The sequence below is a fragment of the Actinomadura opuntiae genome, from assembly GCF_030283205.1.
Classification (GTDB): Bacteria; Actinomycetota; Actinomycetes; order Streptosporangiales; family Streptosporangiaceae; genus Spirillospora.
Map to the genome: position 1 here is coordinate 133,787 of NZ_JASNWF010000007.1, position 13,476 is coordinate 147,262.

Genomic DNA, 13,476 nt, shown 5'->3' on the forward strand with positions numbered 1-13,476 from the left:
GCATGCCCGGGTGCGGGCCGCGATCAACGGTGGTGCTGCTGGTAATGCCGGGCGGCACGGGCTCTGTTCCCGCAGGCCACCGAGCACCACTCCTGGCGCGGGTGCCTCTTGACGAAATAGAGCACGCAGCGTGGCGCGGGGCAGACCCGCACCTGGGCGGCGATCGGATCGGCGAAGAAGCCGATGGCCGCGTCGGCGAGCGCGGCGGTCAGCCGGGCGGCAGCGCCGTCGACCGTGGGAGCGAGCTCCTCGCGCGGCTCGTCCTGCCAGCGCAGCTGCCGCAGGACGGGCGACGCGGTGCGGTTGAGCCGGTCGAGGGCCTGCTCGAACGGCGGCAGCGCGTCGGCGTCCGCGCGGCTCGGCGGCGCGGGGGCGACGAGCCGGGCGAACAGCGCGCGGACGGCCTGGCGCAGCTCCACGATCTGGACGCGGGCGGCCTCGTCCGCCGTGAACGCGGCCGTGTCGAGGTAGGGCGCCAGGTCCTGCTCGCGGACCCAGGAGGTGAGGCCCTCGGGCGTGGCGAACCGGTCGGTGAGGCCGGCGCGCCGCGCCCGGATCGTCCCGGCGAGGCGGAGCGCCAGCGGATCGTCGCTCATGTCACAACTCTAACGGGATATGCGCTTGATCGCCGTTATGTTATAACGGGATATCTCATCGGGTTCCGTTAGAAGGAGCGGGTCATGATCGAGGCCGTGCAGGACGATCCGAAGCTGGACGCGCTGGAGAAGCGCCTCGGCCGCGTGCCGAACATGCTGCGGGTCATGGCGAACGCGCCCGCGGTGCTGGACGGGTACCTGGGGCTGTCCCGTTCGCTCAAGAAGGCGTCGCTGCCGCCCGCGACGGCCGAGCGCGTCGCGCTGGCGGTCGGCGCGGCGAACGACTGCGCGTACTGCCTCGCGGCGCACACCCACGGCGCCCGCGCCGCCGGGCTGGGCGACGCCGAGGTGGAGGCGGCGAAGACCGGGACGTCCGCCGACCCGAAGGAGGCGGCCGCGGTGGCCTTCGCCCGGGAGTTGACCGAGAACCGCGGCCGCGCCGACGACTCGGCGGCGCGGCGGGCGGGGTGGAGCGAGGCGCAGATCCTGGAGATCATCGGGATCGTCGCGCTGCAGACGCTGACGAACTACGTCAACAAGGTCGCCGGGACCGAGAACGACTGGCTGCCGCTGTGAACGCGCCGCTGCGCCCGGTCTGGGGGACGCTGCTGATGCTGGTGCCGCTGGCGGTGGTGCAGGCGGTGGCGGGCGAGCCGCTGCTGGCCCCGCCGCTGGCGGCCTCCGCCGCGCTCGTCGCGGTCGCTCCCGGGACTCCGCCGGCGCGCGCGTCGGCCGTGCTCGCCGGGCACGCGCTGTCGGTCGCCGCGGGGTTCGCGGTGGCGCTGGTCGCCGGCCCCGGCACGGTGGCGGCGACCGTCGCGGCCGGCCTGGCGGTGGCGGCCATGGTGCTCGCCGGGCGGTTCCACGCCCCGGCGGTCGCGTCCGCCGCGCTCGTGGGAGCCGGGGGAGCGGTGGCGCCGGCGGTCGCGCTGCTGGCGGGGGCGCTCGGGGTGGCGGCGCTCGCCGCGCTGGGGCTCCCGGGCGGCCGGACCCGCGCCGAGGCGGGTTCGGCCCGGCCGTGACCGCGAGGCGCCGCCCGCGCGCCCCTGTAGGCGCGGGCGGTGCGGGCCGGTCCGTGCGCGCGGCCCCGCGCACGGACCGGCGACCGGTCCGGGCGCCGCGGCGGAGAAGAGCCGCGGCGAACCGGGGTCAGGACACCCCGTCCAGCCCGCCGGAACGCCGCCCGGCGGGCTCGCCCCGCAGGGCCGGGTACACGAGCCGGTCCTCCGGCTGCGGCGGGACGGCCGAGGGCAGGACGGGGACGGCGATCTTCTCCGGCGGGCCCGCGGCGGTGGGCGGGACGGGCTGCGCGGGACGGGTCGGCGTCACGGATCTGCTTCCTCGGGTACGGGGACGATGGGAGGAAAGTGTTCTAGAGGTCAGAAAACTCTGTCCAGCTGTTTGAGAGAACATCTTGAGATAAGTTGAGCGGGAAATGTCATCATTTCCCGCTCAAATGAACGGACGGCCATTTCGGCGGGACGAACGAGGCAGGTAGTAATGTCCCTCCCCGTGTCACCGACCCTCGACGCGCTCCTCGACTGCCCGCCCGGGCTGCTGGACACCACGTTCGACCAGCTGCGCACGCTCCTGGTGGTGCACGAGACGGGGTCCGCGCTGCGCGCCGCGCGGGCGCTCGGCCGCGAGCAGTCCAGCGTCCAGAAGCAGCTGGACACCCTCAACCGCAACAGCCAGGCGCTGTGCGGGGAGGTGCTGACCGTCCGGCAGGGCCGGGGCAAGGACTTCCTGTTCACCCCGACGGGCGAGACGACCGTGGAACTGGCCCGCACGACGATCGCGAACTGGCTGGAGTCGATCCACTGGAGCCGCCGCCGGCTCGGCCGGATGCTGACGGTCGGCACCACCGAGTTCACCCTGCCGATCGTGTCGCGCGCGTGGGCGCGGGTGTCGGAGGAGTTCCGGCAGCGCGAGGTCGAGTTCAAGGTCGCCCACGTCCGCACCAAGGACCTGTGGTCCCGGCTGGAGACCAAGCAGGTCGACCTGGTCTGCGGCAGCATCGTCAGCACGCCGGAGGGAGACCGGCGGCTGACGGAGTACGAGGTCGTCGAGTACGCGCGCGGGCAGGCGCTGCTGCTCACCAACCTGCCGGAGAGCGAGCTGCCGGACGGCCCGGTCCGCACCAGCCGCCTCGGCCGCGTCCCGCTGGTGCTGCCGCCCGCCGGCCTGGTCGCCGACCTGCTGGCCACCTGGTACGGTCCCGCGTTCCGGGACCGGCTGACCGTCGTCGCCGACATCGACGACGTGCACTACGGCCTGTCGCTGCTGCGCTCCGGCTTCGTCCGCGGCTGCATGATCGTCACCGGCTCGATCGGGCGCGGGATGGCCGCGCAGGACGACCCGGGCACCGTGCCGCTGCGCGCCATCGCCCTGCACGACGACCTAGAGCCGAAGGCCGAGCTGATGACGGGCGCCTTCGTCCGCCGCGCAGACCTCGAGCGCTACGACGCAGGCCACCCGCTCAACCGCCTCTGGGCGGCCGTCCGCGAGGACGTCCGCACCTACACCCCCCTCGCCTGACCCCTCTACTTGATCTGGTTGTCGACCACGTCGAGGGACGGGCGGGCGCCGAGGTGCTGGGTGGCCTGGGCGGCCAGGTGGCAGCCGGCGGTGAGGGCGTCGGCGGGCTGCTTGCCGTCCAGCCACACCGGCAGGAAGCCGGCGACGAACGCGTCGCCCGCGCCGGTGCCGTCCACGACCTTCTCGACCGGCTCGGCGGCGACCGTTACCGGCTCGGGGCGGCCGTTGGTGTACCAGAGCGCGCCGTCGGCGCCGACCTTGATGACGACCTGCGGGTACCAGGCGGTGAGCACCTTGGCGGCGGCGGCCGGGTTCTCGCGGCCGGTGAGGATCTCGGCCTCCTTGCCGGTCACGACCAGGAGCCGGGCCCCCTGCGTCATCTCCAGGAACGGCTCGGCGCCCATCCGCTTGAGCGGGGAGGACGAGCCGCCGTCGACCGACACCGACATCTGCGCCTTGCGGGCGATCTCGAGGGTGTGGACGGCGGCCTTGCGGGAGCCCTCGTTGATCAGCGAGTAGCCGGACATGTGCAGGTGCGTGCCCTGCGAGAACAGGTCCTTGCAGCGCTCGATGTCCTCGGGGAGCAGCGCCGCGTTGGCGCCCGGGTCGGACAGCATGGTCCGGTCGCCCTTGTGGGTGACCATCACCACGCAGGTGCCGGTGGGACGCTCCTGGTCCATGACCAGGCGGGCGTCGACGCCGTACCCCATCAGCTCCATGTCGCGGTTGCGGCCCGCGATGTCGGAGCCGCGGCGGCCGACGAACGCGACCTCGACGCCCTCCAGGGCGAGCCAGGACGCGACGTTGGCGCCCGACCCACCTCCATGGATCGTCACGGCGGCGGGCGTGTCACTGCCCTTGGCCAAGGGGTACGCGGCACGTGCCACGGTGTCTGTCATGAGATCGCCGACCACGACCACGCGCGTCATGGAGTCATCACCTCGATCAACACGGCCCGCGCGAGCGGCATCCAGGGCGTGGAACGACCGTAACAGGTGCCGGCCCCCGATTAGGTCTCGAACGCGCAGCGAAACCGGGGATCGCGGCTTTTTCCTCCGGGTGCCCGCGGCGCCCCGTGCCCTACGCTCGGGTAGGTGACCGAGGGTTATCCGGATCAGTGGGAGGCCGACGTCGTCCTGAGCGACGGCGGGACGGCGCATCTGCGGCCCATCCGGAGCGAGGACGCCGATCTCCTGCGGGTCTTCTACGCGCGGCTGTCGCCGGAGTCGATCTACTACCGCTTCTTCTCGCCGCGCCCGTACCTCACCGACCGTGAGGTCGAGCACTTCACCGGAGTGGACCACGACCGGCGCGCCGCGCTGATCGCCACGATCGCGGGCGAGATGGTGGCGGTCGTCCGGTACGACATGCTGGCCGACCGTCCGGAGACGGCGGAGGTCGCGTTCCTGGTCGAGGACGCCCATCAGGGGCGGGGGCTGGGCGCGGTGCTGCTGGAGCACATCGCGGCGGCGGCGCGGGAGCGGGGCGTGCGCCGGTTCGTGGCCAGCGTGCTGCCCGACAACCGGCGGATGACGCGGGTGTTCCGCGAGGCCGGCTACCGGGCGGAGCAGCGGTTCGAGGAGGGTGTGATCGAGCTCGTCCTGGACCTGGAGCCGACGGAGACGTCGGTGGAGGTCATGGCGGCGCGCGAGCACCGGGCGGAGTCCCGCTCCATCCAGCGGCTGCTGTTCCCCGGGTCGGTGGCGGTGGTCGGCGCGAGCCGCGCCGAGCACAGCGTCGGGCAGACCGTCCTGCGGAACCTGCTGGGCGGGGACTTCAGCGGGCCGGTGTATCCGGTGCATCCGACGGCGACGGCGGTCGCGGGGGTGCGGGCCTATGCGTCCGTCCTCGACATCCCCGACGACGTGGACCTCGCGGTGGTCGCGGTGCGGGCGGACGCGGTCCGCGAGGTCGTCGAGCAGTGCGCGGGCAAGGGCGTGCGGGGCCTGGTCGTGGTGTCGTCGGGGTTCGGCGAGACGGGCCCGGAGGGACGGGCGGACCAGGACGAGCTGGTGCGCCTGGCGCGCGCCTACGGGATGCGGGTCGTCGGTCCGAACTGCCTGGGCATCGCCAACACCGACCCGGAGGTGCGGCTGAACGCGACGCTGGCGCCGACCCTGCCGGGGCGCGGCCCGGTCGGCTTCTTCTCCCAGTCCGGCGCGCTCGGCATCGCGATCCTGCAGCGGACAGCGGAGCGCGGCCTGGGGCTGTCGACGTTCGTGTCCGCGGGGAACCGGGCCGACGTGTCTGGCAACGACCTAATGCAGTACTGGGAGGAGGACCCGGCGACCAAGGCCGTCCTCCTCTATCTGGAGTCGCTGGGCAACCCGCGCAAGTTCGCGCGGCTGGCGCGCCGGCTGGGCCGCCGCAAGCCGATCGTGGCGGTGAAGAGTGGCCGCAGCACGCAGGGCGTGCCGATCGGGCACGCCGCCCGGGCGCTGACCCTGCCCGACCACGCGGTCAGCGCGCTGTTCCAGCAGGCCGGGCTGATCCGCGTGGAGGACCTGTCGGAGCTGTTCGACGTGGCGCAGCTGCTGGCCTACCAGCCGCTGCCGGCCGGCGACCGGATCGCGATCATCGACAACTCCGACTCGCTGGGGCTGCTGGCGCAGGACGCGGCGGTCGCGCTGGGCCTGGAGGTCCGCCCGCGCGTCGACCTCGGCCCGCGGGCGGACGCCGACGACTACGAGGCCGCGCTGGCGGGCGCGCTGGAGGACGACACCGTCGACGCGGTCGTGGCGCTGTTCACCCCGCCCACGATCGGCGGGTACGACCTGCGCGTCCCGGAGAAGATGCTGCGGCTGGCGGCGGGGGCCAGCAAGCCGATCGTGGCGACGTACCTCGGGACGGAGGGCATGCCGTCCGACCTGCGGATCACCGGCCCGGACGGGATGGCGGCCGAGGGGTCGGTGCCGTCCTACGCCGCGCCCGAGGACGCCGTCCGCGCGCTCGCCTACGTCATCCGGTACGCGCAGTGGCGGCGGACCCCGGCGGGGCATCTGCCCGAGCTGGCCGGCGTCGATCGCAGGCGCGCGCGGGCGCTGGTGGAGGGCTGGCTCGGTTCCGGCGGTCCGGTGCAGGCGACGCCGGAGCAGGCCGCCGAGCTGCTCGGCTGCTACGGCATCGGGATCAGGCCGGACGCGGGCGGGGGAGTGCCGACCCGGATCGTGACCATGGAGGACCCGTCGTTCGGCGCCGTCGTCTCCTTCGGCCTGGCCGACGAGACCGCGGCCCTCCTCGACGACCGCGCCTACCGCCTGGCGCCGCTCACGGACGTGGAGGCCGCGGAGCTGATCCGCGCCATCCGCACGGCGCCGCTGCTGCTCGGCCATCGCGGCGCGGAGCCGGTGGACGTCGCGGCCCTGGAGGAGCTGCTGCTACGGGTGTCGCGGCTCGGCTACGACCTGCCCGAGGTGGCGCGCCTCGAACTGGACCCGGTCATGGCGGACGCGTCCGGCGTCGCGGTGCGCGACGTCGCGCTGCGCCTGGAGCGTCCGCTGGGTCCGCGAACGGAACTGGGCCCCCGCCGCCTCCGCTAGCCGGGCGGCGCCGGCGGGCTGGGCTGGGGCGTCGGCGGGACCGGGTCGGGCTCGGGCCCGGGCGGCACCGGGTCGGGATCCGGCGCCGGCGGGGTGGGCTGCGGCGCGGGTCCCGGAGGCGTCGGCTCCGGCGGCGGGCCCGGCGGGACGGGGTCGGGCGCGGGTCCCGGCGGGACGGGCCCGGGCGGCTGGGGAGCCGGGCCCGGCATCGGACCGGGCGGCGGCTCGACCGGCGGGACCAGCGGTTCCGGTGCGGGGGCCGGGTCTGGTGTCGGAGGGGGCACGGGCGGCGGGGTCGGCAGCGGGCCTTTCTCGTTCATGGGACCCCCGTACCCGCACGCTCATCGGGTATCCGCGCGGGCCGGGCCCGGCGGCGCGCCGGACGGCCGCCCATCGGGCCGGGCATGTGCGCGCCCGCCCTCGGACAGGGCAGGATAGGGGCCATGAGGGAAACCCGAGCGACCGCTCATGGTTTGCGCACGGCGATCGAGCGCAGCGGCTACTACCCGGCCCTGGTCGCGGACGCGGTCGAGTCGGCCATAGGGGACGAGCGCGTCGTCGCGTACGTCGTGCACCACGAGGCGACGTTCGACCCCGCGATGGAGGTGCGGCGGCACGTGACCGTGCTGGTGCTGTCCGCGTCCCGGCTGCTGGTGTGCCACACCGACGAGCACCCGCCCGGCGAGGGCATGGAGCGCCCGCACGCGTCCACCACCACCGAGGCGGTGAAGCTGGAGCGGGTCCAGTCGGTCGCGGTGACGCGCGTCGTCCCGGACCCGGCCTCCTACGTGCCGGGGGTGCCGCCCACCGAGGTCGTGCTGACGATCGGCTGGGGCGCCATCGCGCACATCGACCTGGAGCCGGCGACCTGCGGCGACGAGAACTGCGAGGCCGACCACGGCTACACCGGCAGCGTCACCGCCGACGACCTGTCCCTGCGGGTGAGCGAGGCGGCGGACGGCGCGGACGCCGTCGGGCAGGTGCTGGCCTTCGCCGAGGAGCTGTCCGCGGCGACCGCCCGGTGAGCGACCGGTGAGCGGGCCGGCCGCGCCGCCCGCGCCGCCCGTCCCGCGGTACGGGGCGGGCGCGCTCGCCGACGTCCCGGTCTCGGTGCTGGCGGCGATGGGCGTTCCGGGCGCGGTCAACGTGCTGGGCCTGCCCGAGCTGCCGCGCGCCTGCGTCCTGCTGGTGGACGGTCTCGGCTGGGAGCAGTTGCGCGCCCATCCGGGCGAGGCGCCGTACCTGAACGCGATGGGTGGCGGGCCGATCTCCGCGGGATTCCCCGCGACGACCGTCACCAGCCTCGGGTCGCTCGGCACCGGGCTGCCGCCCGGCGGGCACGGCCTGCTCGGCGTGCAGGTCGCGATCCCGGGCACCGGGCGGCTGCTCAACTGCCTGCGCTGGCAGGACGACTCGGTCGACCCGGCCCGTTTCCAGCCCGCGCCGACGATCTACGAGCGGGCCGCGGCGGACGGCGTCGAGGTCGCCTACGTGGCCCGCGGCCTGTACCGGGACTCGCCGCTCAGCCGCGCCACGGCCCGCGGCGCCGACTACCTGGCCGCCGACGGGCTCGGGCAGCTCGTCGGGCGTACCGAGCGGGCGCTGCGGCGCGGCGACCGGTCGCTGGTGACGGTGTACCACGCGGACCTCGACTCGACCGGGCACAAGTTCGGCGCGGCCTCGCCCGACTGGCGCCATCAGCTGCGCTTCGTCGACTACCTCGTGCAGGAGCTCGTGTCGGTGCTGCCGGCGGGCAGCGCGCTGTACGTCACCGCCGATCACGGCATGGTCGATCCGGCCGAGCGCGTCGACGCCGATACCGTCCCCGAACTGGGCGAAGGGGTCGCGCTGCTCGGCGGCGACGCGCGCTGCCGGTACGTCTACAGCGAGCCCGGCGCCCACGCCGACGTCCTCGCCGCGTGGACCGCGCTGGTCGGCGACCGGGCGTGGGTGGTGCCGCGCGAGGAGGCGGTGGCGGACGGCTGGTTCGGCCCCCTCGCGCCCGGGATGGCGGAGCGCATCGGCGACGTGATCGCGGTTCCGCACGGGGACCTGGCGATCGTGGCGTCCGAGCGGGAGCCGTGGCTGAACCGGATGGTCGGCATGCACGGCTCGCTCGTCGCCGCAGAGCAGATCGTCCCGCTGCTGTCGGCCGCCCGGCCCTGACCCGGCGCGCCGCGGCCACCGGCGTGTCGGACGGCCCGTGGTGCGTAGGCTGCGGATCGTGACGAACCCCGTGGTGCCCCTCCCTAATCCGGGCGATGGCGGTCAAACTGGCGATGTGCACCCTCTCATCGAAGTGCCCGCGCTGGACCGGCTGCTCCGGCAGCAGACCCCCCTGGTCCTGCTGGACGTGCGTTGGCATCTGGCGGGGCCGCCGGGAATCGACTCCTACCGCAAGGGCCATCTCCCCGGGGCCGTGTTCGTCGACCTGGACCGCGACGTGGCGGGGCCGCCGGGCCCCGCCGGACGGCATCCGCTGCCCGCGTCCGGCGACTTCGAGGCGGCGATGCGCCGGGCCGGGGTGTCGGGGGACCGCCTCGTCGTGGTCTACGACGACGCCGACTCCACCTCGGCCGCGCGCCTGTGGTGGTCGCTGCGCTACTTCGGCCACGAGAAGGTCCGCGTGCTGAACGGCGGCTACCGGGCGTGGACGGAGGCGGGCCACGAGGTCACCACCGAGGAGCCGGACGTCAAGCCGGGCGACTTCTTCGCCCGCCCCGGTCAGCTTCCGGTGCTGGACGCGGAGGGCGCCGGGGCGCTGGCGACGGAGGGGGTCCTGCTGGACGCCCGTGCCGCCGAGCGCTACCGCGGCGAGACCGAGCCCGTCGACCCGGTCGCCGGGCACATCCCCGGCGCGCGCAACGCCCCGACGTCGGGGAACGTCGGGGTGGACGGCCGGTTCCTGCCGCCGGAGCTGCTGCGCGAGCGGTTCGCGCAGCTCGGCGCCACCGACGCCCTGGACGTCGGCGCCTACTGCGGCTCGGGCGTGACGGCCGCACACGAGATCCTCGCGCTGAACCTCGCGGGCATCCCCGCCGCCCTGTACGTCGGGTCCTGGTCGAACTGGGTCGCCGATCCGGCCCGTCCCGTCGCGAGCGGGGATTCCTGACCTTCGCCTCCGGGCCCGTGGCCGGCGGGGACCGGCCACGGGCGCCCGTCATCCCGAGCCGAAGCAGAGGAACCCCGCGACGCCGATCGAGCGCGGGGCGTCGGCCAGCGCGCGGGCCGGGGGCCGTCCCGCCGCCAGGCCGGTGTGGAACGCCGACATGAAGTCCGGTGTCGTGGCGTCCCGGACGGGCGTGACGCTGGCGATCACCGTGGAAGCGCCCAGCGCGAGCAGCACGCCCGCCATCCCGACGACGGCGTCGCCTCCGTCGGCTCGGCCGATGTCGCATGCCGACAGCACCACGATGCGGGGCGGCGCGGCCAGGTCGTCCAGGTCGTGGACGAGGAGCGGTCCGTCGGCGAGCCGCAGCCGGGAGAACAGCGCATTGCCCTCGCGGAACTCGCCATGGGCGGCGATGTGGGCGAGCGCGGCGCCGTCGAGCGCGTCCCGGACGGGCTCGGCGCGCGCGTCCGGCCCGTCCAGGACAGTCGCCCCGGGATGGACGCCGCGCAGCACCGCGATCTCGCGTCCGGCATGGCCGAGGCCCGGGCCTGCCACCAGGACGGTGCGTCCGCCGGCGGGACGCATCTCGCGGGCGCGCAGCCAGGCGGCGGCCGACGGCACGACCGTGAACGGGCGGCCGGCCAGCGACGGGAGCACCGCCCACGGCAGGCCGTGCAGCGGACCTGTCGGTGCGATGACCAGGTCGCGGTCGCCGACGCCGGCGCGCAGCGGTGCGAGCAGGAGCCGGTCGAGGCGCCCGGCGGACTCGGCGACGGCGGCGAGTGACGCGGGGTCGTCCGCCTCCGCGAGCCGCCGCAGCGCGAAGCGGAGCAGCCCTGTCTCGCGGACGGCGTCGCCGAGGTCGCCGAGCCGGTGCTGGCGGGCCTGGCCGCCTGCGACGGTCACCGCGTGCAGTTCCCCGTCCACCGCGACCATCTCCACCAAGGCGTGCTCGCCCAGGGCGGCGGCGATATCAGGGACCTCCGGCACATCCGGGTCGGGTGGGCCGCCCGAGCGGTGCCGCGTGCGCGCGCTGACCTTCGCCTCCAGGGCCGCGAGATCGGCGGCGAGGACGGACGGCACGCCGCCGCGCGCGGCGTCGCAGGTATGCGCGACGCTGAGCGCCCGCAGCGCCGCCAGCGCCGCGGCCCGCTCCGGATCGGCGGGCGGCCGCAGCCGCCCCGGACGGGCGATGGCGCGCCGCCGCTCCTCCAGCGCCAGCAGCTCCCGCGCCGACCGGGCGAGGCCGAGGCCGAGCGCCGCCAGCTCGCCCGCGAGGCCCGCCGCGCGGGCCCTCAGATCCAGCGCGCCCAGCGCCTCGGCGTGCCGCCCGGCCGCCTCCAGCCCGTCCCGGACGGCGGCGAGCGCGCCCCGGACGTCGCCGCGCGACCGGCGTTCCAGCGCGGTGGCGTGCAGGCCGGCGATCCGGACCGCGGCGGGGGCGTCCGCGCCGGCGACGCGCGGCAGCAGGTGACCGGACGGCCTGCCGAGCGCGATCGCCACCCGCGCTGCGATGATGCGGATCTCGGCGGCGGCGCCCGCCCAGCCTCCGCCGTCGAGCCGGCCGGCCGCCGCGGCGGCGTCCGCCAGCAGCGCCTCGGACCGCTCGCCCGCCGCCCACCGCGCCTTGATCAGCACATGGCCGGCGAGCGGGATCCATCCGGCGCGCTCCTGGGCGCCGAACGCGTCCCGTGCCTCCACGGCGGTCCCGGCGGCGCGTTCGGGGTCGCCGTCCGCGAGTTCCGCGTGCGCGCGCAGGAGCAGGGCGTCGGCCACGTCGCACCGGTAGCCGTGGCTTCTCGACGCGTCGAGGGCCGCGTCGAGAAGCGGCCGCGCCTCCCTGGGAAGGCCCGCCGCGATCAGGGTCTCCGCCTGGTCGAGCCGGCACTGCGCGAGGCGCTCCCCGGCCAGCTGCGGTTCCGCCTCCGCGTAGAGCCGGAGCGCGCGCGGGACGTCCCCGCGCCGCGACACCGCGAACGCCAGGTTGCCCTTGGCCATCGCCGTCTGGTGCCGCAGCCCGGCGGCTTCGCCGGTCGCGACGGCCTCCGCGAGCGCCTCCTCCGCGCCGTCGAAGTCGCCGTGCATCGCCCGTGCGAGGCCGATGTTGTTCAGCAGCCCGTTGAGCGCGGCCGGGTCGTGCCCACGCCGCAGGCCCGCGAGCGCCGGTTCCGCGACGTCGTGCGCCTCGGCGACGCGTCCCGCCCGCGCGAGCGCGCAGGCCTTGTTGGCGGCGAGCCGGTCCGCGTCCGGACCACGTAGTACGGTCTCCGCCTCCTCCGCGTGGGCGAGCGCTCCGGTGAGGTCTCCGCGGGCCGTCAGTAGCCCGACCAAATTCATCCTCACCTTCGCGGCGGTATAGGGGTCGGGACGCACGTCGCCCGTCCAGGGCTCCGCCGCGAACAGCGGCCATTCCGCTTCCTCTGGCGCGGCGGCCGCCGTCTCACGTCCGGTCGCGAGGTCGAGGGCGCGGTGCAGGAACCCGAGCCCTTCGTCCAGGCGCCCCAGCTCCTTGGCCGCCAGGCCCGCGATCCTCAGGGCGAGGATGTCGTCGCCGGCCTGCAACAACGTCAGCGCGCGGGCATGCGCCGTCGCCGGGTCGATCGCCGTCAGCCAGAGCAGCGCCCGCTCGTCCTCCTCGCTCATACGCGGATCCAGCTGGTGACGACCGACGTGCCGTCCTCGAGGCGGAACAGCAGGCTGACCAGCCCCTCCGGCACGTCCGGAAGGCAGAACAGCCCGGTCGGACCGGTGCGCGCGACCGGCCGGTCCGGCGGAAGGCCGGGGTGCCGGACGACGATGTCGGCGGACGCGGGCGGGACGATCCGCCCGGTGATCTCGCGGTACCGGCCGTCCCCGGCCACCTCGATCTCCACCGTCGACCCGGGGCAGGCGAACGTCAGCGCCCGTCCCGCCGCGCCGCGCACCCCAGCCGCCGGGCGGGCGCCGAGGTCCTGGCGCAGTTCCGCCAGCGCGGCGGACGGCATCCGCCACCCCAGCGCCGAGCGCGCCGCAGCCAGCACGCCCTCCGGCACCGGGTCGAGCGCGTCGAACGCGGCCCGCGCCCCCGCCATCAGCTCCTCGTCGTTCACGGGACGAGCCTCCGCAGCGCCGACAGGCACCGCGCCCGGGTCGGGCCGACGCTCCCGACCGGGATGCCCAGCGCCGCCGCCAGCTCGGCGTAGCTGGCGGCCTGCGCGAACAGCCGCAGCAGCGTCCGGCAGCGGCGGGGGAGCGCTTCGAGCGCGGCGCCGACGCGGCCCACCCGGTCCCGCATTACGGCGACCTCGTCCGGACCGCGGAACTCGCCGATCGTTCCGTGACCGCCGCCCGCGCCGTGCCCACCGTGGATCATCAGTGCCGCGGGCGGCAGCTCGCGTGCCCGCCGCCGCACCAGCCGCAGGCACTCGTTCCGTGCCGTCGTCGCCAGCCAGCAGCCCGTCGCGGCCGGATCGTCGAGCGCATCGATCCGCTCCACCAGCCGCAGCCACGAGGTCTGCACCACGTCGCCCGCGTCCGCGTCGTCCAGCCCATGAGCGCGGGCGATCGACCACAGCAGCCCGCTGTACCGCTCGACCAGCCGCGCCCACGCGGCGCCGTCCCCTTCCCGAGCCCTGCTCACCAGCTCGTCCGCATCGTCGTCCCGCCCAGCCACCAAGGAGTCTCCTGCCGGTCATTCGTTGACATCGGCTGA

At 75.5% G+C, this 13,476-nt stretch carries 13 protein-coding genes; 7 read left to right on the forward strand and 6 right to left on the reverse strand.

The annotated features are described in order from the left end of the window. Nucleotides 1-23: 23 nt before the first annotated feature. On the reverse strand, nucleotides 24-596 hold the full coding sequence (locus tag QP089_RS16650; RefSeq protein WP_285912524.1) for a CGNR zinc finger domain-containing protein: 573 nt from the start codon (nucleotides 594-596) through the stop codon (nucleotides 24-26). An 84-nt stretch (nucleotides 597-680) separates the two neighbouring features. Here QP089_RS16650 and QP089_RS16655 point away from each other — a divergent pair, with 84 nt between their 5' ends. Next, entirely contained in the window at nucleotides 681-1,172 is a 492-nt protein-coding gene (locus tag QP089_RS16655; RefSeq protein ID WP_285912525.1) for a carboxymuconolactone decarboxylase family protein, read from the forward strand. After that, nucleotides 1,169-1,618 carry an HPP family protein gene (locus tag QP089_RS16660; RefSeq protein WP_285912526.1) on the forward strand — a complete coding sequence of 150 codons (450 nt, stop codon included), beginning with the start codon at nucleotides 1,169-1,171 and terminating at the stop codon, nucleotides 1,616-1,618. Before QP089_RS16655 ends, QP089_RS16660 begins: the two co-directional genes overlap by 4 nt. Nucleotides 1,619-1,745: 127 nt before the next feature. Here QP089_RS16660 and QP089_RS16665 read toward each other — a convergent pair whose 3' ends face one another. Next, nucleotides 1,746-1,925: a hypothetical protein gene (locus QP089_RS16665; protein WP_285912527.1), complete on the reverse strand. Its 180-nt coding sequence runs from the start codon at nucleotides 1,923-1,925 to the stop codon at nucleotides 1,746-1,748. Nucleotides 1,926-2,108: 183 nt separating this feature from the next. Here QP089_RS16665 and QP089_RS16670 point away from each other — a divergent pair, with 183 nt between their 5' ends. Then, nucleotides 2,109-3,134: a LysR family transcriptional regulator gene (locus QP089_RS16670; protein ID WP_285912528.1), complete on the forward strand. Its 1,026-nt coding sequence runs from the start codon at nucleotides 2,109-2,111 to the stop codon at nucleotides 3,132-3,134. Nucleotides 3,135-3,139: 5 nt separating this feature from the next. Here QP089_RS16670 and QP089_RS16675 read toward each other — a convergent pair whose 3' ends face one another. After that, nucleotides 3,140-4,063: a carbohydrate kinase family protein gene (locus QP089_RS16675; RefSeq protein ID WP_285912529.1), complete on the reverse strand. Its 924-nt coding sequence runs from the start codon at nucleotides 4,061-4,063 to the stop codon at nucleotides 3,140-3,142. Between the two features lie 165 nt (nucleotides 4,064-4,228). Here QP089_RS16675 and QP089_RS16680 point away from each other — a divergent pair, with 165 nt between their 5' ends. From QP089_RS16680 to QP089_RS16695, 4 genes are all read left to right on the forward strand, one after another. Continuing rightward, nucleotides 4,229-6,673: a bifunctional acetate--CoA ligase family protein/GNAT family N-acetyltransferase gene (locus QP089_RS16680; protein WP_285912530.1), complete on the forward strand. Its 2,445-nt coding sequence runs from the start codon at nucleotides 4,229-4,231 to the stop codon at nucleotides 6,671-6,673. Between the two features lie 443 nt (nucleotides 6,674-7,116). After that, nucleotides 7,117-7,698, forward strand: coding sequence for a DUF5998 family protein (locus QP089_RS16685; RefSeq protein WP_285912531.1), 582 nt, complete (start codon nucleotides 7,117-7,119; stop codon nucleotides 7,696-7,698). A gap of 7 nt (nucleotides 7,699-7,705) precedes the next feature. Next, the gene (locus tag QP089_RS16690; RefSeq protein WP_285912532.1) at nucleotides 7,706-8,839 is read left to right on the forward strand and encodes an alkaline phosphatase family protein; all 1,134 of its coding nucleotides are present in this window, start codon (nucleotides 7,706-7,708) and stop codon (nucleotides 8,837-8,839) included. A 115-nt stretch (nucleotides 8,840-8,954) separates the two neighbouring features. Then, complete coding sequence (locus QP089_RS16695; protein WP_285912533.1) at nucleotides 8,955-9,785, forward strand: sulfurtransferase; 831 nt, start codon at nucleotides 8,955-8,957, stop codon at nucleotides 9,783-9,785. Nucleotides 9,786-9,833: 48 nt separating this feature from the next. On the opposite strand, the gene QP089_RS16700 is transcribed toward QP089_RS16695, so the two are convergent. Genes QP089_RS16700 through QP089_RS16710 form a run of 3 tightly spaced genes read right to left on the reverse strand, consistent with a single transcriptional unit; the run spans nucleotide 9,834 to nucleotide 13,437 of the window. Next, entirely contained in the window at nucleotides 9,834-12,428 is a 2,595-nt protein-coding gene (locus QP089_RS16700) for a CHAT domain-containing protein (RefSeq protein WP_285912534.1), read from the reverse strand. Beyond that, complete coding sequence (locus tag QP089_RS16705; RefSeq protein WP_285912535.1) at nucleotides 12,425-12,874, reverse strand: hypothetical protein; 450 nt, start codon at nucleotides 12,872-12,874, stop codon at nucleotides 12,425-12,427. Before QP089_RS16705 ends, QP089_RS16700 begins: the two co-directional genes overlap by 4 nt. Continuing rightward, entirely contained in the window at nucleotides 12,871-13,437 is a 567-nt protein-coding gene (locus QP089_RS16710) for an RNA polymerase sigma factor (RefSeq protein ID WP_285912536.1), read from the reverse strand. The genes QP089_RS16705 and QP089_RS16710 overlap by 4 nt, the downstream gene beginning before the upstream one ends. Between the last annotated feature and the right edge of the window lie 39 nt (nucleotides 13,438-13,476).

Coding starts and splice junctions, on each gene's coding strand:
- QP089_RS16700 (WP_285912534.1), bottom strand. CDS start 12,428: ATGAGCGAGGAGGACGAGCGGGCGCTGCTCTGGCTGACGGCGATCGAC.
- QP089_RS16675 (WP_285912529.1), bottom strand. CDS start 4,063: ATGACGCGCGTGGTCGTGGTCGGCGATCTCATGACAGACACCGTGGCA.
- QP089_RS16655 (WP_285912525.1), top strand. CDS start 681: ATGATCGAGGCCGTGCAGGACGATCCGAAGCTGGACGCGCTGGAGAAG.
- QP089_RS16685 (WP_285912531.1), top strand. CDS start 7,117: ATGAGGGAAACCCGAGCGACCGCTCATGGTTTGCGCACGGCGATCGAG.
- QP089_RS16650 (WP_285912524.1), bottom strand. CDS start 596: ATGAGCGACGATCCGCTGGCGCTCCGCCTCGCCGGGACGATCCGGGCG.